Annotated in this window: 23 protein-coding genes; 17 read left to right on the top strand and 6 right to left on the bottom strand. The window is 62.9% G+C overall.

Annotated elements, in window-relative coordinates; all coding sequences use genetic code 11:
* Window positions 1–91: 91 nt before the first annotated feature.
* On the top strand, window positions 92–1,069 hold the full coding sequence (locus tag JQ624_RS23335) for a tripartite tricarboxylate transporter substrate binding protein (RefSeq protein WP_212421257.1): 978 nt from the start codon (window positions 92–94) through the stop codon (window positions 1,067–1,069).
* A gap of 1,245 nt (window positions 1,070–2,314) precedes the next feature.
* Complete coding sequence (locus JQ624_RS23330) at window positions 2,315–2,524, top strand: PRC-barrel domain-containing protein (protein ID WP_212421256.1); 210 nt, start codon at window positions 2,315–2,317, stop codon at window positions 2,522–2,524.
* Window positions 2,525–2,678: 154 nt separating this feature from the next.
* Here the strand turns inward: JQ624_RS23330 and JQ624_RS23325 are convergent, their stop codons facing one another.
* The gene (locus JQ624_RS23325) at window positions 2,679–3,524 is read right to left on the bottom strand and encodes a uroporphyrinogen-III synthase (protein WP_212421255.1); all 846 of its coding nucleotides are present in this window, start codon (window positions 3,522–3,524) and stop codon (window positions 2,679–2,681) included.
* A 140-nt stretch (window positions 3,525–3,664) separates the two neighbouring features.
* Here JQ624_RS23325 and purU point away from each other — a divergent pair, with 140 nt between their 5' ends.
* Window positions 3,665–4,528, top strand: a complete 864-nt coding sequence (gene purU / locus JQ624_RS23320) for a formyltetrahydrofolate deformylase (RefSeq protein WP_212421254.1) — start codon at window positions 3,665–3,667, stop codon at window positions 4,526–4,528.
* Window positions 4,529–4,541: 13 nt separating this feature from the next.
* On the opposite strand, the gene JQ624_RS23315 is transcribed toward purU, so the two are convergent.
* Both JQ624_RS23315 and pobA read right to left on the bottom strand, forming a co-directional pair.
* Window positions 4,542–4,820, bottom strand: a complete 279-nt coding sequence (locus JQ624_RS23315) for a hypothetical protein (RefSeq protein ID WP_212421253.1) — start codon at window positions 4,818–4,820, stop codon at window positions 4,542–4,544.
* 184 nt (window positions 4,821–5,004) lie between these two features.
* Window positions 5,005–6,177 carry a 4-hydroxybenzoate 3-monooxygenase gene (gene pobA / locus JQ624_RS23310; RefSeq protein ID WP_212421252.1) on the bottom strand — a complete coding sequence of 391 codons (1,173 nt, stop codon included), beginning with the start codon at window positions 6,175–6,177 and terminating at the stop codon, window positions 5,005–5,007.
* A 51-nt stretch (window positions 6,178–6,228) separates the two neighbouring features.
* Here pobA and JQ624_RS23305 point away from each other — a divergent pair, with 51 nt between their 5' ends.
* The gene (locus tag JQ624_RS23305) at window positions 6,229–7,134 is read left to right on the top strand and encodes a helix-turn-helix domain-containing protein (protein ID WP_212421251.1); all 906 of its coding nucleotides are present in this window, start codon (window positions 6,229–6,231) and stop codon (window positions 7,132–7,134) included.
* A 4-nt stretch (window positions 7,135–7,138) separates the two neighbouring features.
* Here JQ624_RS23305 and pcaG read toward each other — a convergent pair whose 3' ends face one another.
* Complete coding sequence (gene pcaG / locus JQ624_RS23300) at window positions 7,139–7,765, bottom strand: protocatechuate 3,4-dioxygenase subunit alpha (RefSeq protein WP_212421250.1); 627 nt, start codon at window positions 7,763–7,765, stop codon at window positions 7,139–7,141.
* A 3-nt stretch (window positions 7,766–7,768) separates the two neighbouring features.
* Complete coding sequence (gene pcaH / locus JQ624_RS23295) at window positions 7,769–8,557, bottom strand: protocatechuate 3,4-dioxygenase subunit beta (protein ID WP_212421249.1); 789 nt, start codon at window positions 8,555–8,557, stop codon at window positions 7,769–7,771.
* Between the two features lie 94 nt (window positions 8,558–8,651).
* Here pcaH and JQ624_RS23290 point away from each other — a divergent pair, with 94 nt between their 5' ends.
* From JQ624_RS23290 to JQ624_RS23260, 7 genes are all read left to right on the top strand, one after another.
* Window positions 8,652–9,581: a LysR family transcriptional regulator gene (locus JQ624_RS23290; protein WP_212421248.1), complete on the top strand. Its 930-nt coding sequence runs from the start codon at window positions 8,652–8,654 to the stop codon at window positions 9,579–9,581.
* Window positions 9,582–10,043: 462 nt separating this feature from the next.
* Window positions 10,044–11,168: an ABC transporter substrate-binding protein gene (locus JQ624_RS23285; protein ID WP_409334367.1), complete on the top strand. Its 1,125-nt coding sequence runs from the start codon at window positions 10,044–10,046 to the stop codon at window positions 11,166–11,168.
* 222 nt (window positions 11,169–11,390) lie between these two features.
* Window positions 11,391–12,260 (top strand): branched-chain amino acid ABC transporter permease, encoded by an 870-nt coding sequence (locus JQ624_RS23280; RefSeq protein ID WP_212421246.1) that lies wholly within the window; start codon window positions 11,391–11,393, stop codon window positions 12,258–12,260.
* A gap of 7 nt (window positions 12,261–12,267) precedes the next feature.
* The gene (locus tag JQ624_RS23275) at window positions 12,268–13,299 is read left to right on the top strand and encodes a branched-chain amino acid ABC transporter permease (protein WP_212421245.1); all 1,032 of its coding nucleotides are present in this window, start codon (window positions 12,268–12,270) and stop codon (window positions 13,297–13,299) included.
* On the top strand, window positions 13,296–14,048 hold the full coding sequence (locus JQ624_RS23270) for an ABC transporter ATP-binding protein (protein WP_212421244.1): 753 nt from the start codon (window positions 13,296–13,298) through the stop codon (window positions 14,046–14,048). Before JQ624_RS23275 ends, JQ624_RS23270 begins: the two co-directional genes overlap by 4 nt.
* Entirely contained in the window at window positions 14,041–14,757 is a 717-nt protein-coding gene (locus tag JQ624_RS23265) for an ABC transporter ATP-binding protein (RefSeq protein WP_212421243.1), read from the top strand. Before JQ624_RS23270 ends, JQ624_RS23265 begins: the two co-directional genes overlap by 8 nt.
* A 20-nt stretch (window positions 14,758–14,777) precedes the next feature.
* Window positions 14,778–15,896, top strand: coding sequence for a cobalamin-independent methionine synthase II family protein (locus JQ624_RS23260; RefSeq protein ID WP_212421242.1), 1,119 nt, complete (start codon window positions 14,778–14,780; stop codon window positions 15,894–15,896).
* Between the two features lie 156 nt (window positions 15,897–16,052).
* On the opposite strand, the gene JQ624_RS23255 is transcribed toward JQ624_RS23260, so the two are convergent.
* The gene (locus tag JQ624_RS23255; protein ID WP_212421241.1) at window positions 16,053–17,792 is read right to left on the bottom strand and encodes a caspase family protein; all 1,740 of its coding nucleotides are present in this window, start codon (window positions 17,790–17,792) and stop codon (window positions 16,053–16,055) included.
* Window positions 17,793–17,976: 184 nt separating this feature from the next.
* Between JQ624_RS23255 and JQ624_RS23250 the strand changes: the two genes are divergently transcribed.
* The 6 genes from JQ624_RS23250 (at window position 17,977) to JQ624_RS23225 (ending at window position 24,187) form a co-directional block, all read left to right on the top strand.
* Window positions 17,977–19,332, top strand: a complete 1,356-nt coding sequence (locus JQ624_RS23250; protein WP_212421367.1) for a hypothetical protein — start codon at window positions 17,977–17,979, stop codon at window positions 19,330–19,332.
* 57 nt (window positions 19,333–19,389) lie between these two features.
* Entirely contained in the window at window positions 19,390–20,586 is a 1,197-nt protein-coding gene (gene metK, locus JQ624_RS23245) for a methionine adenosyltransferase (RefSeq protein ID WP_212421240.1), read from the top strand.
* A 78-nt stretch (window positions 20,587–20,664) separates the two neighbouring features.
* Entirely contained in the window at window positions 20,665–22,095 is a 1,431-nt protein-coding gene (gene ahcY / locus JQ624_RS23240; RefSeq protein ID WP_212421239.1) for an adenosylhomocysteinase, read from the top strand.
* A gap of 80 nt (window positions 22,096–22,175) precedes the next feature.
* Complete coding sequence (locus tag JQ624_RS23235) at window positions 22,176–22,313, top strand: hypothetical protein (protein ID WP_212421238.1); 138 nt, start codon at window positions 22,176–22,178, stop codon at window positions 22,311–22,313.
* A 94-nt stretch (window positions 22,314–22,407) separates the two neighbouring features.
* The gene (locus tag JQ624_RS23230; RefSeq protein WP_212421237.1) at window positions 22,408–23,874 is read left to right on the top strand and encodes an NAD(P)/FAD-dependent oxidoreductase; all 1,467 of its coding nucleotides are present in this window, start codon (window positions 22,408–22,410) and stop codon (window positions 23,872–23,874) included.
* Window positions 23,875–24,034: 160 nt separating this feature from the next.
* Complete coding sequence (locus tag JQ624_RS23225; protein ID WP_212421236.1) at window positions 24,035–24,187, top strand: hypothetical protein; 153 nt, start codon at window positions 24,035–24,037, stop codon at window positions 24,185–24,187.
* Window positions 24,188–24,418 lie beyond the last annotated feature (231 nt).

The following is a 24,418-nucleotide window of genomic DNA, read 5'->3' as shown; positions in this document are numbered from 1 at the left end:
GAGAAATATCTGTCGGCTTCCCGACGCCGCGCGGATAGGATGCACGCACCCAGGTGGCCGCAAGAGCCGCCAGTGCGTCGGAGGAAGCATAATGAAATTTCAGCGTCGTCAATTCCTGCAACTTGCAGCCGGTGCGGCTGCGCTTCCGCTCACATCTGGAAACGCGAGCGCGCAGGCCTATCCATCGCGGCCGGTTCGCCTCGTGATCGGTTACACGCCCGGCGGCTCGGCCGACCTCACGGCGCGCCTGATGGGGCAGTGGCTGTCGGAAAAGCTCGGGCAATCCTTCGTCATCGAGAACCGGCCGGGCGGCGGCACCAATATCGCCACCGAGTCCGTGCTGCGCGCCACGCCGGATGGCTACACGCTGCTGCTGGTCGCGCCGGCCAACGCCATCAACGCCACGCTCTATGACAAGCTGCCCTTTGATTTCATGAAGGAGATGGAGCCGATCGCGGGCATCATTCGCTTTCCCAATGTCGTGCTGGTGCATCCGTCGCTGCCGATCAAGTCGATTCCCGAATTGATCGCCTACGCCAAGGCCAATCCCGGCAAGCTCAACATGGCGTCTTCAGGCAATGGATCCACGATCCACATGTCGGGCGAACTGTTCAAGATGCTCACCGGCATCAACATGCAGCATGTGCCCTACCGAGGCGGCGCGCCGGCACTTACCGATATGCTTTCCGGCCAGATGCATGTCATGTTCGACAATCTTCCCACCTGTGCCGAGCACGTCAAATCCGGCAAACTTCGCGGTCTTGCGATAACCAGCACGACCCGTTCGGATGTGCTGCCGGATTTGCCACCGGTCGCCGACTTCCTGCCCGGCTACGAGGCGAGCGCCTGGTATGGCCTCGCCGCGCCGAAGGGCACGCCGGCCGAAATCGTCGAGCGGCTCAACAAAGCGGTCAATGAAATCCTGGCCGATCCCAAGGCGAAGGCGCGATTCACCGAGATCGGCGCCATCCTGCTGCCGGGCTCCGCCGCCGACTTCGGCAAGCTGGTGGCGGACGAGACCGACAAATGGGGCAAGGTGGTCAAGTTCGCCGGCGCCAAGGTGGATTAGGGTGAGAACCCATGAATTCAGTGGTCGGTGGAGGTCTGCTTCGGTGCGCATTCCGGGCTAAAGTCGACGCTGCGCCATTTCGCATTTGGGCCAACATCGGAAATACCGGACGCGACGTTGCGGCGTAGGCAGAAGCAGCGGAACTATGTTCGCGTTTGATCCGACAGACGAGAAACGCGACATATGGATGCGAGCGCCATGGGCTGTGAGGCAAAGGTGTTACAGCGTTCCTTGGCGGACGAGGCGCCAAGTATCGTCGCGCGCGGGCTTTGGCCGTGCATTCGACGAGCCGATCGCTCTGCCGAACGGGGCGATGCCCCTATGACTTAGGCAGCGCCGCCAATGCGTTTTGAGTTGCGCCAGCCGTTAGCCACCGGACCGATGCAAAAGCGGATCCACGGACTCAGCTAACAGGCTCGCCAATTGGGCGGCGGCAGGCGTGGACTGCTTTTCGGACGGCAGCGAGCTGACAGAATGGACCGCCAGTCCAGCACCAGCGGCAACTATCGCAATTGCAGCAAGATGTCCGATTCTCATGGCGATGGTTCCTCCATCGGCCCCACGAACTAACCGGACACTCTATGAAATGGTTCCAGAGCGCATCTGATCTTGTCTGCAATCGCGGCCGTTACTCACTGCAGCTAGCACTATGCTGCGGTCGTACTCACCATCGACCGAGCGTTACGCGGTGCAGTCTTGGCGCTCCGATTCCCCTTCCGTCCGAACGGCGGCGCGATCAGAAGTCGGGGAACGAAAACTCCGGTCAAGACTTTAGTAGAGGGAGACCGTCGCTCGCCGTTGACTACATGGCGCATGTCGCGGATAGCCAAAGGTTCCTACTGCAGGGCCCGCTGTTCTCAAAAACAAGCGCTCGCACAGATAGCCAAAAGCGGCGGTCTCCGGTTCCATTCAGAAATTGCCAGCCGTGCTCGCAAGCGGGAGAGCCGCGGGAGGGGTGGACGCCAATGCTGGCGCTTTCTTACCCGAACGAGGCTTCGTTATGCGCAACCGCATTGACATAGACTCCAAACACAGCCGAGCAATCGCTCAAGAGATCGGGGAGAGACTACGCGCGTTCCTGCAAGAAGAGCCGGAACCCCCGGAGAGCCTTAGAACGCAAATCGACCGGCTCCGCGAATTGGAAGAGCAGTCACCATCAATCATTCCAGCGACTGAGCGTTGGGACAAGCGTCGCCATTGAGCCGCGTTGGACAGCACAGACGGCTCGGCTGACATGGACAAGCAATGGCATCGGTGAAGCGCCGTGCGTCAAAAATTTTGGATGAGTACGGTGCGGCGCAATCCGAATTGATCGGCAAAGCCGTCGCGCTCACCGACGGAAAGGCAGGCACGGTCGAGAACGTTTGGCTGGATGAATTGCACGGGCTTCGGATTTCCATCAAAGGTCATGAGGGAAGATGGCCGGTCTCAACCATCAAGCATACTGAATCCTAGACGCTGCGGGTTACGCAGGTCGCGCGCTCCTTTCAACGCATTCCAACCAAAATGAAGAGCCCGACCTCGGTCAGGAAAGTAGCGCTCGTGATCGCGACCGTAAGGAACACGTCGCTGGCCGAGAGAGGGTTCATAAATGCCTCGCATCCGCGCTCTAGTCTCTCGCAGCCGCGCGCGGCGGGTTCTTGCCGAGCGCCGCCGCCATCGCTGATATCAGCGGCCGCATGAAAAAGGCGTCATCGGCCGGATAGATGTCGGTGCGCAGGCCGTGGGACTTGAGTTCGTCGGATACCGCCGGTCCGACGGACGCGATCGGCGTACATTCAAGCCCTTCGCGTAGCCGATCCTCGCAGCTTTGCGCCCGTGCGACTTCGATGAGGCGGCGGATCTGCCCGAGATTGGTCAGCGCGATCGCGTCGATGCGGCCTGCCGCCATCTCGTCGATCGCGGTGAGGATATTGGCGTCGGCGGCCTGCGCGTCATAGGCATAGGGCAGCACGGTATCGACCTCGGCGCCTTGCGCCTTGATCGCGCCGATCAGGACGCTGTGATCCTTGTCCGGGTAAAGCTGCAGGCCGAGGCGATGGCCGCCAAGATCGAGGCGCGACAGCATCTCGGCGATGCCTTCGGAGGTTGGCTTTTCCGTCGTCATCTGCGGTTCCAGCCCGATTTCGCGCAGCGCCTTGCCCGGTTTGGGCCCGCGCGCAAATTTGCGCGCCTTGCCGAGTGAGGCGACGAATGCCTGTTCGGCACCGATGCGCCGGACCACTTTCATCAGCCGGCGCAGGCCTTCGCCCGTCATCAGCACGACGTCGTCGAAGGGCCTTTCAATGCACCGCCCGATCCAGGCTTCGACCGGCGCCGGGTCCGGCGCGTCGTGGATGGTGAACATCGGACATTGCAGCACGTCGGCGCCCTGCTCGGCGAGCAGGCGGGAAAACTGCGCTTCCTCGCGCGTTTCAAGGATCAGGATGCGATAACCGTTCAATCTGTCAGCCATGATCGTGCTCCAACGCTTTTGCTTCGCGCTTTGTTCATCCTGACCCCGGTTTCGGGATTGGCGCAAGCGTATGCGCGGTGATAGAGCAGGGCCGCAAATCGCCGCTTCACCCTTTTGCCTGAATTGTAGTCAAGTCCGCCATGCCCGATCACCAGTTCGTCCTGACCCTGTCCTGCCCGGACCGCCCCGGCATCGTCTCCGCGGTGTCGACCTTTCTTGCCCATAACGGACAGAACATCCTGGACGCCCAACAGTTCGATGACATCGAGACCGGGAATTTCTTCATGCGGGTGGTGTTCACCGCCGCCGATCTCGCAGTCGAACTGCAGGCCTTGCAGAGCGGCTTTACCGCGATCGCCGATCGCTTTGCCATGGAATGGCAGATGCGCGACCGCGCCAGCCGCCGCCGCGTGATGCTGCTGGTCTCCAAATCGGATCATTGCCTGGTCGACATCCTCTATCGCTGGCGCACCGGCGAACTCGAGATGATCCCGACCGCTGTTGTCTCCAATCATCCGCGCGAGACCTACGGCAATCTCGATTTCGGCGAGATACCGTTCCACTACATGCCGGTGACCAAGGAAACCAAGCGCGAGCAGGAAGAGGCGGTCTGGCGGCTCGTGCAGGACACTGGGACCGATCTCGTGGTGCTGGCGCGTTACATGCAGATCCTGTCGGACGAGATGTCGGCAAGACTGTCGGGGCGTTGCATCAACATCCATCACTCGTTCCTGCCGGGCTTCAAGGGCGCGCGGCCCTACCACCAGGCGCATGAGCGCGGCGTCAAGCTGATCGGCGCCACCGCGCATTACGTCACGCGCGACCTCGACGAGGGCCCGATCATCGACCAGGACGTCGAGCGCATCAGCCATCGCGACACCCCTGAAAATCTCTCGCGCAAGGGCCGCGACATCGAACGCCGCGTACTGGCTCGCGCCATGCGCCATCACCTCGAGGATCGGGTGATCCTCAACGGCCGCAAGACGGTCGTGTTTATGGACTGACGTAGCTCTCTAGCTAGCGAGCCGGGTCCTGCGGCGCGGGGGCGGGCTTGGCTTCCTCGCCCCGTTCGGATGCCGGCAGCAGGCGCTTTCGCTCGCGCTCCCGCATGTACTCGTCGTATTTCGCGGTCCCGGGACGCGGTGGCGCGTCCGCAGGCAGGCCGCCGATCGCGGCCGGAATGGCATCGCTGACGCCAGCCGCGAGTTTTTCGTTGATGGTTCCGCAACCACTCAGCCCGCAGCCCGCAAGGGCAATGGTGGCGATCATGGCGATATGGCGCGCGCGGGTCAGCATTGGCAGTAAGTTACAACCTTACCCTTTAAGGATGATGGATTTGCGGCGTCGCTCGCCCCATATGGTATCAAAATACCACGAGCTAACAAACTTGTCATCCCCGGTTCGCGTTACGCGAACCGCCGCGGCCATTGTGTAACCTCCATCGTCCCCGCGCAACGGGCGCCGGGCATCCGCCGCGATGTCAGAAGGGCAGACCCACGTAATTCTCCGCAAGCAGACGCATCGCGGTTTCCGACGAGAACAAATAGGACAATTCGGTCTGCTGCAAATGATCGTCGTAGGGGATGCGGTCCGGGAAGCGATGCAGCATCGTCGTCATCCACCAGGAGAAGCGTTGCGCCTTCCAGACCCGCGCCAGGGCTTTCTGTGAATAGCCGTCGAGTCCGGTATCGTCGCCCTTTTTGTAGTGAGCGCTCAGCGCATGATAGAGATAGTAGATGTCGGACGCCGCACTGTTCAGCCCACGGGCGCCGGTCGGCGGCACGATATGCGCGGCATCGCCGGCCAGAAACAGGCGGCCATACTGCATCGGTTCGGCTACGAAGCTTCGCAGCGGAGCGATGCTCTTCTCGATCGACGGACCAGTGATAAGCCGCCCCGCCACTTCCTCTGGCAGGCGGCGCTTGAGTTCCGCCCAGAACGCGTCGTCCGGCCACTCTTCCGGCTTGTCCGTCAGCGGCACCTGGATGTAGTAGCGGCTCAGCACCTGCGAGCGCAGTGAACACAACGCAAACCCGCGCTCATGCTTGGCGTAGACCAATTCGGGCGACACCGGCCTGGTGCGTGACAGCACCCCCAGCCAGCCGAACGGATAGACCTTCTCATATTCGCGCAGCACGTCGGGCGGAATCGACTTGCGGCTGACGCCATGAAAGCCGTCGGCGCCGACCACATATTCGCAATCGATGCGGATGGTCTGGTCACCTGAGCGATAGGTGACGAACGGCGCACCCGACTTGAGATCGTGCAACGTCACGTCTTCGACATTGTGTACGACCTTGCCGCCGAGGCGGTCGCGCGCCTCGTAGAGATCGCGCGTCAGCTCGGTCTGGCCGTAAACGATCACCGAATTGCCGCCGGAATATTTGTGGAGATCGACGTGGTCGAGCACGCCGTCATGGGCGATGTGGAAGCCCTTGTGGATCTCGCCTTCGCGGTCCATCCGTTCGCCGCACTGCGCCTCGCGCATCAGTCTGGCGAAGCCATGCTCGAGCACGCCTGCGCGGATGCGGGCGAGCACGTGATCCCGGCTGTACTTTTCCAGCACGATGGTGTCGATGCCCTGCAGGTGCAGAAGCTGGGACAGCAACAACCCCGACGGCCCGCCGCCGATGATACAGACCTGAACTTTCATCTTTGCATCCTCCCTGGCTGCCGACATTGTCCGATCGGACGCCGAAAACCGATGGAGGGATCGGCCTTTGTCTTGTACAATTCGAACATGGAAGCAGCAGGGTCGACATCGGCCATCCAGGTCTTCAATCTCTTCGGCGAGTCCTCCGACCTGCCGGACGTGGTGCATTGCGAGACCATCGCTTCGCGTTCGGTCCTGCATGACTGGGTGCTTGCCGTTCATCGGCATGCGCGGCTGCACCAGGTTCTGTTGATCGACAGCGGCGGGGGACAGGCGACGCTTGATGGCCGCATTCACGGCCTGCTGCCGATGCATATGGTCAACGTACCGGTCGGCCATGTTCATGGCTTCAGCTTTGAACCGGGAACCCAGGGCTGGGTTCTCACGATTGCCGCGGAAGTCCTGGACGAAGCGCTGCTTGCCCCGGAGGGGCTGCGCGGGGTGTTGTCACAATCCGCCGTGCTCCGCGGCACCCCGCAGATCCGAACCACCATGAAGCAGATATTTGCCGAGTTCGCGGCAAGGAGGTTCGCGCGAGCCCACGTCCTGCGCGCCTTGTCGGCGGCGCTGATCGGGCTGGTTGCGCGCGAACTCGCAAGCATGGATCGCGGCAGCGGCGCGGCCGATCCGGAGCTGTTCCGCCGCTTCGAAGCGCTCATCGAGGAACACCATCTGGCGCGCTGGAGCGTGTCGAACTATGCCGAGGCGCTGTCGGTGACGGCAACCCATCTTAACCGGGTGACGCGCGGCGCGACCGGGGATACGGCCTCGCATTTGATCCTCAACCGGATGATCCGCGAGGCGCGGCGGAATCTCGTCTACACCAACCTGCCGGTCTCGACGATCGCCTATGCGCTCGGCTTCGACGATCCGGCTTATTTCAGCCGGGTGTACGCCGCCGCGACCGGTCTGTCGCCGCGCGCCTTTCGCGCGCAACTCCTCGGTGGCGAGGCCTGAGGCCTCACACGTCGAAGAACACCGTTTCGTCCGGCCCCTGCAAGTTGATGGTGAAATCGTAGACGACCTTGCCGGCGCGCTCGCTGCGCCTGGCGATCAGGGTCGATCGCCGCACCGGCTGCTCGATCAGATTCAGCACGGGGTCTGCCGCGTTCGCGGCATCTTCGTCCGAAAAATAGATCCGGGTGTTGAGGCCGATATTGATGCCGCGTGCGACGATCCAGACGTTGACGTGAGGCGCGCATTTCCGTCCCGTCTTGTCGACGGTAGCGCCCGGCTTGATGGTCTCGAAGGTAATCAGACCGGTTTCGAAATCCGATCCGGCGCGGCCCCAGCCGTGGAAATCTCCGTCGATGGCGCCGGGCGAACGATCGGCGGGATGATTGTAGCGGCCCGCCGCATTGGCCTGCCAGATCTCGAGCAGCACGTCGCGCAGCGGCGTGCCGGTGCCGTCGAGCACCCGACCTTCGAGCGTGATCCGCTCGCCCTTGGTGTTCGGCCCAGTAAGGATATTGGTGAAGTTCTTTTCAAAAATGTCGAAACCGGCCATGCCCGGGATCAGGCCGATATGGACATAGGGCCCTGCGGTCTGCGACGCGGTTTCCTTCAAATAGGTGAGCTGCTGCACCATGGTTCAGTTTCCTTCCGGGCGGTTGTCGAAATAGGTCGAGCGCCGGCCGCGCAGCACGATGTCGAAGCGATAGGTGAGGGAATCGAACGGCGCGCTGGCGTTGAGGTCGAGCGGCGCAATCAGCCGGCCCAGCGCTTCCGGGTCGGGCACCGTCGCCAGAATCGGGCAGACGGGGATCAGCGGATCGCCTTCGAAATACATCTGCGTGATCAGCCGCTGCGCAAAGCCCGAGCCGAATACCGAGAAATGGATATGCGCGGGCCGCCAGCTATTCACGTAGTTGCGCCACGGATAGGGACCAGGTTTCACGGTGCGGAAGAAGTAATAGCCATTCGCGTCGGTCAGCGCCCGACCGCAGCCGCCGAAGTTCGGATCGATCGGCGCAAGATAGGTGTCCTTCTTGTGCCGATAGCGTCCCCCCGCATTGGCCTGCCAGAATTCGACCAGCGTGTTCGGCACGCCGCGCCCGGTCTCGTCGAGCACGCGGCCGTGCACCACGATGCGCTCGCCGATCGGATCGCCGTCCTTGGCGTAGTTGCGGATCAGATCGTTGTCGAGCGGCCCGAGATCGTTGTGCCCGAAAACCGGACCAGTGATCTCCGAGATCGACCCCTCCAGCGACAGCAGCGACTGACGCGGCGAGCGCAGCACCGAGGACTTGTAGCCGGGTGCGTAGGCGGGTGGATGGATGGCGCGGTCGCGCTGGAAAAAGCCGCCGTCGCCGAGCGGCGGCGTCAGCGGTTCGGGACGGTTGATGCGGGCGGCATCGATAGCAGCGGCCTGGGCGCTCATCGGCGTTGTCTCCCTGTCTCGCGCCCTTGCGTGGTGCGCGGTTGTCGGGAGCAGGATGCATGCGGCTATTCTCAAGATAAATAGATCGATTATAATGAATTCCATGAAAGAAATCGATCATTTGGCCCTCGATGGCCACGCGCTTGCGCTGTTTCTCGCCGTGCTGGAGGAGGGCTCGGTGACGGCGGCGGCGACGCGGCTCGGGGTGACCCAATCGGCGGTGAGCCATGGGCTGAACAAACTGAGACGCATCGTCGGCGATCCCCTGTTTGCGAAGTCGGGCCGCGGCATCGTCGCCACCGCGCACGCCCAGGCACTGGCCACAAAAGCGCGCGCGCTGATCGACGAGATGCGGAGCTTCGCGGGCGGCATGACCTTCGATCCCGCCACGGCGCAGGTTTCGCTGACGATCGCCGCCAACGACTTTCAGCGCGACCTGCTGTTGCCGCGCTTCTTCCGGCATGTTGCGGCCAACGTGCGCAATCTGAACCTGCGGGTCATTCCCTCGCAATCGCCTTCGCCCGCGATGCTGCGCGAGAATCGCTGCGACCTCCTGATCACCCCGCTGCCGCCGTCGGGCATCGACATTGTGCAGAAGCGCCTGCTGCGGGATCATTACGTCTGCTTCTATGATGCAAGGGCGCGCAAGGCACCGGCCACGCGCGCCGACTATCTTTCGGCACGGCATGTCACGGTTGTCTATACCGACAACGAGCGGCTCGATTTCGACCGCAGGCTCGGGGCTTCCGGCTACCACCGCGATATCGCGATTTCGGTGCCGAGCTTCAGCGGCGTTCCCGCTTTCCTGCGCGGGTCCGCGATGCTTGCGAGCATGCCGAGCTTGTTGGCGGCAGGTTTGATGCGCGATTTCGCGCAAACGGACATTCCGCTGACGTCACGCGCCAACACGCTGGCTGAACTGCCGATGTTCATGGTCTGGCACCAGCGCTACCAGCAGGATCCGGCGCATCGCTGGATCCGCAACCAGCTCGAGGCCGTGGCTGCCACGGTGGCAACGGGCTGAACTGGAACCTGCCGCTGCACGACTCCCATGTTTAAATTGTGCAGATAATGGGTCGAATCCTCCATCCACTGTGATGGCTCCGTCCTCTACATTGCCCGGGGTACGCCGGGGAGCTGCGGGCAGGCCGATGCCGGAATGGCGGCTGCTGACGCTTTGTTGACAACACCATGTTATTTGTACAATCGTACAAATGGTCGCGGAGTGTACGGGTTAGTACTATGATACCCGGTGCTCAGGTGGTGTAGATGGAGATGGCTTGCACGTACTGGAGGCACACCCATCATCCAATTGACAAGATCGCGCCGGAGGACGCCAAGTCGCCGCGCTACCCGGCCGAAAAATCCGGGTTATGGTGAGATCAAGGGCCGGGAACTCGGTTCGAGGATACAAGGCCGATCAGGGGGAGAGATGTTCATGTCTATTCGCAGTCACATGTTGTTGGCGGCAGGCGCCGTCGCCGGGATGCTGGCGCTCGCGCCGGCTCACGCCCAGGAGACCGTCAAGATCGGTCTGATCCTGCCGATGACCGGCGGCCAGGCCTCGACCGGCAAGCAGATCGACAACGCGGTCAAGCTCTACATGCAGCAGAACGGCGACACCGTCGCCGGCAAGAAGATCGAAGTCATCCTGAAGGATGACGCGGCGGTTCCCGACAATACCAAGCGGTTGGCGCAGGAACTGATCGTCAACGACAAGGTCAATTTCATCGCGGGCTTCGGCGTGACGCCGGCAGCGCTTGCCGCAGCACCCTTGGCGACGCAGGCCAAGGTTCCGGAAATCGTGATGGCGGCGGGCACCTCGATCATCACCGAGCGCTCGCCCTATATCGTGCGAACTTCTTTCACGCTGGCGCAGTCGTCCACCATCATCGGTGACTGGGCCGCGAAGAACGGCATCAAGAAGGTCGCGACGCTGACCTCCGACTATGCGCCCGGCAACGACGCCTTGAACTTCTTCAAGCAGAACTTCACCGCCGGCGGCGGCGAGATCGTCGAAGAGGTGAAGGTGCCGCTGCAAAACCCTGATTTTGCACCATTTCTGCAGCGCATGAAGGATTCCAAGCCCGACGCCGTGTTCGTGTTCGTGCCGGCGGGACAGGGCGGCAACTTCATGAAGCAATATGCCGAGCGCGGGCTCGACAAGTCGGGCATCAGGGTGATCGGCCCCGGCGACGTGATGGACGACGACCTGCTCAACGGCATGGGGGATGCGGCGCTCGGCACCGTCACCGCGCATCTCTATTCCGCAGCGCATCCCTCGGCGGCCAATAAGGAATTCGTCGCCGCCTACAAGAAGGCCTTTGGCTCGCGCCCGGGCTTCATGGCGGTCGGCGGCTATGACGGTATTCGCCTGATCTACGAGGCGCTGAAGAAGACCGGCGGCAAGACCGACGGCGACGCGCTGATTGCAGCGATGAAGGGCATGAAGTGGGAAAGCCCGCGCGGCCCGATCTCGATCGATCCGGAAACCCGCGACATCGTGCAGAACATCTACATCCGCAAGGTCGAGAAGGTCGACGGCGAACTCTACAACGTCGAATTCGCGACCTTCGAGGCGGTGAAGGATTCCGGCAAGACCAAGAAGTGACGCTGGTTTCCGCGCGTTCTGCGGCGCAACTCCGCTCTCTCCACGTCATGCCCGGGCTTGATCCGGGCATCCACGCCTTTCTTCGCGACAAGTTGCAGGGGAAGACGTGGATGGCTGGGAGCGCAGACAAGTGTACGTAGTCTGCGCAAAGCGGACTACTATGCCCGGCCATGACGACGCTTCCCGGTTCGCGTCGCCCCTAACTTTGGTAATTTCGCCTGAATGACCACGCTCTTCACCATCCTGTTTGACGGTGTCGCCTACGGCATGCTGCTGTTCGTGCTGGCCTGCGGGCTGGCAGTGACGCTGGGGCTGATGAATTTCGTCAACCTCGCCCATGGCGCCTTCGCCATGACCGGCGGCTATATCTGCGCGGTGCTGGTGAACAACTCCGGTTGGCCGTTCTTTGCGGCGCTGCCGCTCGCCTTTGTCTCGGCCGCTGCGATCGGCGTGGCGCTGGAGCGCACGCTCTACCGCCACCTCTACACCCGCAGCCATCTCGACCAGGTGCTGTTCACCATCGGCCTGACTTTCATGTCGGTGGCGGCGGTCGATTACATCATGGGGTCGTCGCGGATCTTCATCAAGCTGCCGGCGGCGCTCGAGGGCCAGTTCGATTTCTTCGGCGTCGGCATCGGCCGTTACCGGCTGATGATCATCGTGATCTGCGGCCTGCTCACGGTGGCGCTGCAATTGATCCTGGCGAAGACCCGCTTTGGCAGCCGGCTGCGCGCAGCCGTCGACGATCCCCGCGCCGCCAGCGGCCTCGGCATCAACGTGCCGCAGGTGTTCGCCTTCACCTTCGCTTTCGGCTGCGGCCTTGCGGGGCTCGGTGGGGCGCTGAGCGCCGAAATCCTCGGGCTCGATCCGTATTTTCCGCTGAAATTCATGATCTACTTTTTGATCGTGGTCACCGTCGGCGGCTCCTCCAGCATCACCGGGCCGTTCCTCGCCTCGCTATTGCTCGGCATCGGCGACGTCGCCGGCAAGTATTACGTGCCGAAGATGGGCCCGTTTGTCATCTACACCATCATGATCGTGATCCTGATCTGGCGCCCGAACGGCCTGTTCGGCCGCGCCGCCACGCGGTGAGCCAGCGATGACCGCCGTCTCCGATGTTTCATCCCATGCCATCGCCCGCGCCCGCTGGCGTCCGGCCGAAATCGCGTTCTGGATTCTCGCGGCGTCCTGCGCGTTCCTGTTTCCCTCCCGCTACCTGATCATGACCGACATCATTCGGCTGGCGTTGTTCACGCTGTCGCTCGATCTGATCCTTGGCTACGCCGGTATCGTCTCGCTGGGGCACGCCGCCTTCTTCGGCGTCGGCGCGTATTCGGCGGGGCTGCTGGCGCTGCACGGCATCATCAATGAGCCGGTGATCGCGCTTGTCGCGGCCGGCCTGATCGCGACCGTGCTCGGCTTTCTCACCAGCTTCCTGGTCATCCGCGGCGTCGACCTGACGCGGCTGATGGTGACGCTTGGCATTGCGCTGCTGCTGGAAGCGCTGGGGGAACGCTTCTCCAACATCACCGGCGGCACCGATGGGCTGCAAGGCATCGAGATGCAGCCGATCCTTGGCCTGTTTGCGTTCGACATGTTCGGCAAGACCGGCTTCTTCTATTCGCTGATCGTGCTGTTCCTGCTGTTTCTGCTGGCGCGGCGGATCGTGAATTCGCCGTTCGGCCTGTCGCTGCGCGCCATCAAGAACAATCCATTGCGGGCGTCCGCGATCGGTGTGCCCGTCAACCGCCGCCTGATCGCGATCTATACGGTGGCGGCATTCTATGCCGGCATTGCCGGGGCGCTGTTCACCCAGACCACGGCGCTGGCCTCCCTCGACGTGTTCGCGTTCGAAAAATCCGCCGATCTGATGCTGGTGCTGGTGATCGGCGGCACCGGTTATCTCTATGGCGGGCTGATCGGGGCAGTCGTGTTCAAGATGCTGCAGGAGGTGTTCCAGACGATCACGCCGCAATACTGGCTGTTCTGGATCGGGCTCGTGCTGGTCGTGATCGTGCTGGTCGGCCGCGACCGCATGCATCGCTGGGCGCTGTGGCTCCCCAATCTCGTCATCCGGCAGGTCGCCGGCCGCAAGGCCGTCGTGGCCGTTCCCGAAAGCGATGCGCCATGACGATCGCGCTGGAAACCAGGGGACTGGAGAAATCCTTCGGCGGCTTGAAGGTCACGCGCGATCTGTCGCTACAGGTGAAGCAGGGCGCCCGCCACGCCCTGATCGGGCCGAACGGCGCCGGCAAGACGACCGTCATCAATCTCCTGACCGGCGTGCTCAAGCCCGATGGAGGGCGGATCCTGCTCGAGGGCAATGACATCGCCGATCTGCCGGTCCATACCCGGGTGCTGCGCGGGCTCTCGCGCACCTTCCAGATCAACCAGCTCTATGCCGATTTGACCCCGCTCGAAACCGTGGGGCTTGCCGTCTCCGAACGGCTCGGCCGCGGCGGCGACTGGTGGCGGCGGATGGGTACGCGCAACGACGTCAACCAGGAGATCGCCGAAACACTCGGGCGCTTTCACTTGCTCGATGTGATGAACGAGCTCACGGCGACGCTGCCTTACGGCAAGCAGCGGCTGCTCGAGATTGCGGTCGCGATTGCGACCCGGCCGCGCGTGCTGCTGCTTGACGAGCCCGCCGCCGGCGTGCCCGAGAGCGAACGCCACGATATTCTGGCGGCGGTCGCCGCCCTGCCGCGCGATGTCACGGTGCTGCTGATCGAGCACGATATGGACCTGGTGTTCTCGTTTGCCGACCGCATCTCGGTGCTGGTCAATGGCGCGATGCTGGTGGAAGGCCCGCCCGACGAAGTGGCGCGGGATCCCCAGGTCAAGGCGGTCTACCTCGGCGAGGCGGCTGATGTCTGAGCTTCTGGCCATCGATGCCTTGCGCGCCGGCTACGGCGAAGCCGTGGTGCTGCCCTCGATGTCGCTGACGCTGGGCGAAGGTCAGGTGCTGGCGCTGTTGGGGCGCAACGGCACCGGCAAGACCACGCTGATCAATTCGATCGTCGGCATCACCCGCCGCTTCGGCGGCAGCCTTGCGCTCGGCGGGGTGGACATCACGGCAATGCGGCCGGACCAGCGGGCACGGGCCGGGATCGGCTGGGTGCCGCAGGAGCGCAACATCTTCCGCTCGCTGACGGTCGAGGAAAACATGACCGCGGTGGCCCAGCCGGGCCCCTGGACCGTGGATAGGGTTTACGAAATGTTTCCGCGGCTGAAGGAACGCCGCAGCAATTTCGGCAACCAGCTCTCCGGCGGCGAGCAGCAGATGCTGGCGATCGGCCGCGCGCTGACCCTCAATCCGAAGGTGCTGCTGCTGGACGAGCCGACCGAGGGCCTGGCGCCCATCATCGTCGAGGAATTGCTGCGGGCGCTCGGCACCATCACCCGGGCCGGCGGCATCTGTTCGATCATCGTCGAGCAGAATGCGCAAAAGATTCTGGGGCTGGCCGATCGGGTTGTGATATTGGAACGCGGCGCAATCGTGCATGATGCGGCAAGCCACGCGTTGAAGGCCGATCCCGCGGTGCTCGAACGCTATCTCGGCGTTGCCGGCGCCGCCGCGCATTAGATTTGATGGGAGTTGAGACCATGCAGAGAACCAAAGCCCCGTTCCGCGCCGACGAGGTCGGCAGCCTGTTGCGGCCACAGCGTATCAAGGAAGCGCGCGCCAAGCTGGAGAAGGGCGAGATCACGGCGGAGGACTTGCGCAAGGCCGAGGACCTCGAGATCGAAAAGGTCGTGCACAAGCAGGCCTCGATCGGCCTGAAGCTGGCGACCGATGGCGAATTCCGCCGATCCTGGTGGCATTTCGATTTTCTGGCCAAGCTCACCGGCTGCGAGCTGTTCCACCCCGAGACCGGTATTCAGTTCGCGGGCGTCGAGACCCGCCATGACGCCGTTCGCGTGATCGACAAGCTCGACTTCCCGGACAACCATCCGATGCTGGATCACTTCCGCTTCCTGAAGAAGCATGCCGACACCGCGCACGTTACGGCGAAGATGACGATCCCGTCGCCCGCGGTGCTGCATTTCCGCGGCGGCCGCAAGTCGATCTCGAAGGAGGTCTATCCTGATCTTGAGGAGTTCTTCCTCGACCTCGGCAAGACCTATCGCAAGGCGGTGAAGGCATTCTACGATGCCGGCTGCCGTTACCTGCAGTTTGACGACACCGTGTGGGCCTATCTCTGCTCGCAGGAAGAGCTGCAGAAGGCGCGCGATCGCGGCGACAATCCTGATGGGTTGCAGGAAATCTACGCGCGCGTCATCAACTACGCGCTGGCCGAGCGGCCGGCGGACATGGTGATCACCACCCATGTCTGCCGCGGCAATTTCCGTTCGACCTGGATCTCGTCCGGCGGCTACGAGCCGGTGGCCGAGACCATGCTGGCCGGCACCAATTACGACGGCTACTTCCTCGAATATGATTCCGACCGTGCCGGCGGCTTCGAGCCGCTGCGCTATCTGCCGAAGGGCAACAAGGTGGTCGTGGTCGGCGTCATCACGTCGAAATTCGGCGAACTCGAGAAGAAGGACGACATCAAGCGCCGTCTCGAAGAAGCCGCCAAATTCGTGCCGCTCGATCAGCTCGCGGTCTCGCCGCAATGCGGCTTTGCCTCGACCGAGGAAGGCAACATCCTGTCCGAGGAAGAGCAGTGGGCCAAGCTCAGCCTCGCGGTCGAAGTCGCCAACGAGGTGTGGGGGAAGTAAGCCGAGCTCACTTGTTTTCGTCATTGCGAGCGGAGCGACGCAATCCATCTCTCTGTACACGCGGATGGATGGATTGCTTCGTCACTTGCGCTCCCTTGCGCAAACGCTTCGCGTTTGTCGCAGGCAATGACGATCAGAGAGCGCCAAGCGACGCCCTCATTTCTCCGCCAGATAGACCTCGCCCAGCAGCGACGAGTTCGACCACGGCACCTGCTTGCCCTTGGTCGCCGCGACCACCTCGGCCCGTACCCGCGTCAGCATCTGCTGCACCTCAAGTCCCGGCGTGCCGATGTGGCGCGTCAGCGCCGCCGAGAATGGGCTGTTGGCGCCTTCGCCGTCCAGCGCGACCTGTCCGGGCGCGGTTGCAAATGCGATCAGCGTGCCCGCGCCCAAGGTCGAGCCGGCACCGAGCGTGGCGGGCGCGGCCAGCCCCGAGCCGGCTTCGATGTCACGGGCTGGACCTGCGGAAGCCAGTTTCGGCGCCATCGGATTGTTGCGGCAGGCATCGAGGATCAGGATGTTGGTGCGGACCTGATCGTCGAGGCCGGCCATGATCGTATCCATGTCCATCATCGTATCGGTCATGCCGCTGCCGGCCTGAAACTGGATATCGATCGGCACCAGATAGTTGCGGCCGTCGATCTGCACGCCGTGACCGGCGTAGTAGACCACCGCCACCTGGGACCGCGCGGCATCGCGCAGGAAGTCGCGGATCGTCGCCTGCATCGCCGTGCGGTCGAGGTCGGTGCCTTCGGTCACCACGAATCCGATATCGCGCAGGCTTTTTGCCATCGCGCGCGCATCGTTGGTCGGATTGGGCAGCGGCCTGACACGCGCATAGGCACCGTTGCCGATCACCAGCGCGACGCGCCTGACGGTTTCTCTGCCGGTCTCTGCGCGCTGGCGCTCCGCTGCGGGAGGCGGGGACGGGCTCGCTGCACCCGCCGGCTTGGCTGCACTGGCCGGCGGCGGTGGCGCTGCGGTTGCAGTTCGCGGCGAGGGCGGTAGCGTCTCTGACAATAGCGACAGGCGAACCTTCGCGGTGGCCTGGTTGGCCTTGCTGCCGGCGTCGGAGGCCTTGCCTTCGAGCGTGGCGGCATAGTCCTGCTTGGCGCGGTCGAAATCGCCCTTGGCCTCGTAGGCGAGCGCGCGATGGGTGTAGGCCGAGATCAGTACGCTGCCGGGCGGCGTCATGATGTTGGCCGGCGCCTTGGCCTTGGCGAGCCGGATCGCCTCGGTCGAGTCAGCGATGGCGCGATCGAGGTCGCCCTTGGCGCGCCAGATCACTGCGCGGCTGGTCAACGGCTGCGGCAGTGTCGGGTCGAGCCGGATCGCTTCGTTGATGTCGGCCAGTGCGCCATCGAGATCGCCGAGCGCCCGTTTCGATATGCCGCGGTTCTGCCAGGAAAACACGGACTTCGGATCGGACTTGATCGATTGATCGTAGTCGGCGATCGCCTTGGCGTATTCGCCCTTGGAACGCCAGGCATTGCCGCGGTTGTGAAAGATGATGCCGCTCGGCGGCCCGATCCGCAGTGCGTCGTTGAAATCGGCAATGGCGATGTCGTACTCGCCCCTGTCGTAATAGGCCGAGCCGCGCAGATTGTAGGCGGCGACGCTTGGATGCAGGCGGATCGCCTCGCCGGCATCCGCGATGACCTGCGTGTAATTGCCTTTCTTGTTCCAGCCGACCGCGCGCCAGAAGTAGATGGTCGCGAGATTCTCGCCGGAAAATACTTTCAGCGCGACGATCTTGTTGCAGGCGTCGATCATCTGATCGGCCGGCGTGGTGTCGGTGGTGCAGAGCGGCCCAAGCTGGTTGCGCGCGTGCGCGAGAGAAGGCGCCGACCACAGCGCGGCGGCGAGCAGGGTAAGTATCAGGATTGCGCGGCGCATCAGGTCCCCGTGATTGGCGGTCGCAGTGGCGGATACCACTTTGTTGCCCCCCGCGGAGCGGGGGTTCAAGGAGGGGCACCGGTACATGCCGGCCGCAAACGGCGGGATTTCCTCCGTTGGGCAGATGGTGGTAGGACAGCCCGGTCATCCCGTCCTGCCCACCGGCGCTTCCCAAACCCACCCGATGAAGAACGACCAGATTCTCAGCCAGATCTCGGAATTCTGCCGTCAGGCCGACGTGGCGGAGACGACGTTCGGCCGCCGGGCCGTCAACGACGGCAAGCTGGTGCAACGCTTGCGCGAGGGCAAGCGCATCACCATCGACACGCTGGACCGCATCCAGGCTTATATCGCGGCGTCCACGCCGGGCGGGTTGCCGCCGCCGCGCGGCCTCGAAGTGCCGCCCGAAAAGCGTGATCCCCGCGGCAATTTCCGTTTTTTCGAGAACCGCCAGAAATACCTGCTGTTCGTCCATACCTGCAGCGAGAAGCGGGTGATTGCCGAGCGGGTGGCGCTGGAACTGTCCAGCCTGCATCCCCGCCCGCCGGCGCTTCGGGTATTCGACGCCGGCGTCGGCGACGGCACGGTGCTGGCGCGGGTGATGCGCTCGATGCACGGCCGTTTCCCCCATATGCCGTTCTATATCGCCGGCAAGGAGCTGAGCCTGGAGGACGTCCGCCTGACGCTCGACAAGGTGCCGGACCGGCTGTTCGAGCACCCGGCCACCGTCTTCGTCCTGACCAACATGTACTATGCCGAGGCGCCTTGGCTGACCCCGGCCTCGCCGGCCGCCGCGGCGGGCATGATCTGGCATGAGGTCGCCCTGCGGGGGGCCTCCTCGGGGGAATTCGAGGCCCAGATCGCCGAATTGGGGCCGTTTCTGGAACAAAACTGGCGGGCCAATATCAGCCCCAAATCGGGCATGCCGACCTATGAACGCCCCGTGGCGCTGGTCGTGTACCGCGAAGATCACCGGTTCCTGCTTGATTCGATCATCCCCCGGGCGGGCCGAACCGAGGCCAATTTCGACCTTGTGATCGCTTCCCAGCCCTATCGGGCCAAATCCTCTGTGAATTTCCGCGCCAAGCGGATTATCGCGCCGCTCGCCCGTTCCCTGCGGGCAGGGGGCCGATTGATCGGAATTCACTCCCACGGGCAGGATCCGGGCCTGGAAATCATCCAGTCGGTCTGGCCGGGAGAAAATCCTTTCGCGGTGAGCCGTCATGAGCTATTGCGCGCGGTGAAATACGAGCTGGGATCGGCCGGCCGCGACCTTAACTTTAATGCGTACGCCGATAACCGTTCCATCTTCCGTTATGATATGGAAGCGCTGCCCAACGAGGTAACCGGCTCGATCGGAACCTCGACGGCCTTTGCAGCGTGGAATGCGGCGGTGTATGTCGCCCAGATCGAAGACGACCGGTTGACGGAAATGACTGAAAACAGCCGAACCCTCGATGCCACCAGAGAGGTTCTGCGCAAGCATAATGGGCTTTGGTTTTACGACGAATCCTACGTCATTTCGCGCCGTCGCGACTGACATTCCAGGATAGATCACAGACAGCCGCCGGCATCCGGCGGGAACAAGGGGTTGTTGATGCGCGCGTCCTATCTGTTCACCAGCGAGTCGGTTTCCGAGGGTCATCCGGACAAGGTTTGCGACCGGATTTCCGACGAGATCGTCGATTTGTTTTTCCGTGAAGGCCCCAAGGCCGGCATCGACCCCTGGGCGATCCGCGCGGCCTGCGAAACGCTTGCCACCACCAACAAGGTCGTGATCGCCGGTGAAACCCGCGGACCCAAATCCGTCACCAACGACCAGATCGAAAGCGTCGTTCGCGCTGCGATCAAGGACATCGGTTACGAGCAGGAAGGCTTTCACTGGGAGAAGGCCGACATCGAAATCCTGCTGCATCCGCAATCCGCCGATATCGCGCAGGGCGTCGACGCGCTGCAGCCCGGCACCAACAAGGAAGAGGGCGCCGGCGATCAGGGCATCATGTTCGGTTATGCCACCAACGAAACGCCGGACCTGATGCCGGCGCCGATCTTCTACGCCCACAAGATCCTGCGGCTGATCTCGGAAGCGCGTCACTCCGGCAAGGAGAAGGTGCTGGGTCCGGACTCCAAGAGCCAGGTCACCGTGCAGTATGAGAACGGCAAACCGGTAGGCGTGCGCGAGATCGTGGTCTCGCATCAGCATCTCGTCGAGGACATGACCTCGAACCAGGTCCGCGAACGTGTCGAGCCGTACGTGCGTCAGGCGCTGCCGGAAGGCTGGATCAACGGCAAGACCATTTGGCACATCAATCCGACCGGCAAGTTCTATATCGGCGGTCCCGATGGCGACGCCGGCCTGACCGGCCGCAAGATCATCGTCGACACCTATGGTGGTGCGGCTCCGCATGGCGGCGGCGCATTCTCCGGCAAGGACCCGACCAAGGTGGACCGTTCGGCGGCGTACGCTGCGCGCTATGTTGCCAAGAACATCGTTGCCGCCGGTTTGGCCGACCGCTGCACGCTGCAGCTTGCCTATGCGATCGGCGTGGCACGGCCGCTGTCGATCTATATCGACACCCACGGCACCGGGAAGGTGCCGGAGGACAGACTGGAGGAGGTTGTACGTGAGGTGGTGGATTTGACGCCGCGCGGCATCCGAAGCCATCTCGACCTCAACCGGCCGATCTACGCGCGTACGGCGGCTTACGGCCATTTCGGTCGCACGCCGGACAATGAGGGCGGGTTCTCCTGGGAGAAGACCGATCTCGTCGAACCGCTCAAGCGCGCCGTCTGACTTTCTCCGTAATTGTCTCGCGTATTCCGGAAAGCACGCAACGCTTTTCGGAATATGCTTTTTCAAGGGATCAACCGCATGACCGCCGCCGCCAAGAAGCCCGCCTTCACCGACTATATCGTCAAGGACATCTCGCTCGCCGAATTCGGCCGCAAGGAAATCTCGCTGGCCGAGACCGAAATGCCCGGCCTGATGGCGACGCGGGAGGAATACGGCCCGAAGCAACCGTTGAAGGGCGCCCGCATTGCAGGTTCCCTGCACATGACGATCCAGACCGCGGTCCTGATCGAGACGCTGGCCGCGCTCGGCGCCGACATCCGCTGGGTGTCGTGCAACATCTATTCGACGCAGGACCATGCGGCAGCCGCCATCGCGGCCGCCGGCATTCCGGTGTTCGCGGTGAAGGGCGAGACGCTGGCCGAATACTGGGACTACACCGCAAGACTGTTCGACTGGCACGGCGGCGGCACGCCCAACATGATCCTCGATGACGGCGGCGATGCCACCATGCTGGTGCATCACGGCCTGCGCGCCGAGCAGGGCGACGTCAAGTTTCTCGACAAGCCGGGTTCGGAAGAAGAGGAAGTGTTCTTCGCGCTGATCAAGCGGCTGTTGAAGGAAAAGCCGAAGGGCTACTTCGCCGAGATCGCCAAGAACATCAAGGGCGTCTCGGAAGAGACCACCACGGGCGTGCATCGCCTCTATCAGATGGAGAAGGATGGCAAGCTGCTGTTCCCCGCCATCAACGTCAACGACAGCGTCACCAAGTCGAAGTTCGACAATCTCTATGGCTGCCGTGAATCGCTGGTCGACGGCATCCGCCGCGGCACCGACGTGATGATGTCGGGCAAGACCGCGATGGTCGCGGGCTTCGGCGACGTCGGCAAGGGCTCGGCCGCCTCGCTGCGCCAGGCCGGCTGCCGCGTCATGGTCTCCGAAGTCGATCCGATCTGTGCGCTGCAGGCGGCGATGGAAGGTTATGAAGTCGTCACCATGGAAGATGCAGCGCCCCGCGCCGACATCTTCGTCACCGCGACCGGCAACAAGGACATCATCACCATCGACCACATGCGCGCGATGAAGGATCGCGCCATCGTCTGCAACATCGGGCACTTCGACAACGAGATCCAGATCGCGGGCCTCCGTAACCTGAAGTGGACCAACATCAAGCCGCAGGTCGACGAGATCGAATTCCCCGACAAGCACCGCATCATCCTGCTCTCGGAGGGCCGCCTGGTGAACCTCGGCAATGCCATGGGCCATCCGTCCTTCGTGATGTCGGCGTCGTTCACCAACCAGACGCTGGCGCAGATCGAACTCTGGGCCAACAACAAGGACGGCAAGTACGAGAAGAAGGTCTACGTGCTGCCGAAAACGCTGGACGAGAAGGTGGCGCGGCTGCACCTCGCCAAGATCGGCGTCAAGCTGACCGAGTTGCGCAAGGACCAGGCCGAGTATATCGGCGTCAAGCCGGAAGGCCCGTTCAAGGCGGATCATTACCGGTACTGATTTCAGGCAGGATGCGCCGCTGAGGGGGTCGTCCTGACGTAAACACCAGCGAAAGCCCCGGAGCGATCCGGGGCTTTTTATTGGGTGGCGCACAGGGTGATGCCGTGATTGCGCGCGGCTCGATGGCGTGGACCTGCAAGGCCGCCGGACGGACCGCGGAGACGCCGGAAGTCGATTTCCGGCGCTTTCGCGACGGAAAGGCCGTCGAATTCTACTGACATTTCGATACAGGCTGTATCCTCGCAGCAACCTGACAATGCGAGTTGCAATTTCTATCTGCTGCCCATTAGATCGGGCAGCAGGGAGATCGTCATGACCGATACGGCAGAACATTTCGACGTCCTCATTGTCGGTGCCGGCCTGTCCGGCATTGGCGCGGGTTATCACCTGCAGGAGAAATGCCCGGGCAAGAGCTACGTGATCCTTGAAGGGCGCGACTGCATCGGCGGTACCTGGGATCTGTTTCGCTATCCCGGCATCCGTTCCGACTCGGACATGTATACGCTTGGCTATTCGTTCAAACCGTGGACCGAGGCGAAGGCGATCGCCGACGGGCCGCGGATTCTGAACTACGTGCGCGAGACCGCTGTCGATAACGGCATCGACAAGAAGATCCGCTTCCACCACCGCGTCAAACGCGCGTCGTGGTCGTCGCCGGAGGCGCGCTGGACGGTGGAGGCTGAACGCAACGTCGGCGAGGGCGCGACCGAAATCGTCAGCTTCACCTGCAATTTCCTGTTCATGTGCTCGGGCTATTACAAATACGAGGAAGGCTACACGCCGGAATTTTCCGGCACGGCCGACTTCGCCGGCCAGATCGTGCATCCGCAGAAATGGCCTGGGGATCTCGACTATGCGGGCAAGCGCGTGGTGGTGATCGGCTCGGGCGCGACCGCCGTGACGCTGGTGCCGGAGATGGCCAAGACCGCCTCGCATGTCACCATGCTGCAGCGCTCGCCGACTTACGTCGTCGCACGGCCGGCAGAGGATGCGCTCGCCAACAAGCTGCGCAAGAATCTCTCCGCCAAACTCGCCTATCACATGATCCGCTGGCGCAACGTGCTGCTCGGCATGTATTTCTTCCAGCTCTGCCGCCGCAAGCCGGACCGTGCCAAGCAGTTGATCCTCGGCGGCGTCAAGATGGCGCTGGGGCCGGAATACGACGTGGCTAAGCACTTTACGCCGCGCTACAATCCGTGGGAGCAGCGGCTCTGCCTGGTGCCCGACGGCGACCTGTTCAAGTCGATCCGGGACAAGCGCGCTTCCGTGGTCACCAACGAGATCGACACCTTCACCAGGGGCGGTATCAAGCTGAAGGACGGCAGCAAACTCGAGGCCGACATCATCGTCACCGCGACCGGGCTGAACCTGCAGGTGCTCGGCGGGCTCGAAGTCAGCGTCGACGGCCGCACGGTCGATTTCGCGCGAACGCTGAACTACAAGGGCATGATGTATTCGGACATTCCGAACATGGCCTCGGCGTTCGGGTACACCAACGCGTCGTGGACGCTGAAATGCGATCTCACCTGCGAATATGTCTGCCGGCTGATCAACTACATGGACCGCAACGGCTACAAGCAGTGCATGCCGCATAATGTCGACCCTGATGTCACGGAATTGCCGTCGCTGGATTTTTCCTCCGGCTACGTGCAGCGCTCGATCGCCAAACTGCCCAAGCAGGGCTCGAAACGGCCGTGGCGGCTGTATCAGAACTACGCGCTCGATATCGTGACCCTGCGCTACGGCAAGGTCGACGACGGGGTGATGCAGTATTCGTGAGCGGTTCCGCCGCGCGCGGTGCGTCCCGGTGCCCCATGCGTCATTTCGCGTATACGTATGTGAGCGCGAATCGTACAAGCTGTCCTCACGGTTAACGCCGGATTAACCGGCGCACCCTTACGCTGCGTGGCTTGTGGCCCCTGACAGCACGAGGAAGCCCATGGACGCCCAGCGAATTGCCGTCGATGCCATCGTTGCGCTGACCGATTGCGACCGCGAGGCGGCCGCCGCCTTCATCCGCAAGTTCTATCTGGCCGGCGTCCGCGACCCCAAGCGGCTGACCTTCAAGGGCCTGCAGGCGCTGCGGAGCTGAGCCTTCCAACTTTTGATGAGCCGTAGCCCGGATGAGCGAAGCGACATCCGGGGCGGTGCCAGAGCGGTCCCGGGGCTACAAACTGAATATGACTTCGCGTTCTCGCGGCGCTGGTCGCCCGAGGTTTGCATCTTCGTTTGCCCTCTTCGAAATCAGAGGGCGCAGGGAAGACCGGGTGCTTGCTGCACCCGCGGTCTCGCGTGCGATTTGCGCAAACAAAAGTGCACACGA

The organism is Bradyrhizobium sp. AUGA SZCCT0283 (assembly GCF_018130385.1).
In the GTDB taxonomy this organism is placed as follows: domain Bacteria; phylum Pseudomonadota; class Alphaproteobacteria; order Rhizobiales; family Xanthobacteraceae; genus Bradyrhizobium.
The sequence above is the reverse complement of the archived record's forward strand: the minus strand, read 5'-3'. Positions and strand labels throughout refer to the sequence as shown.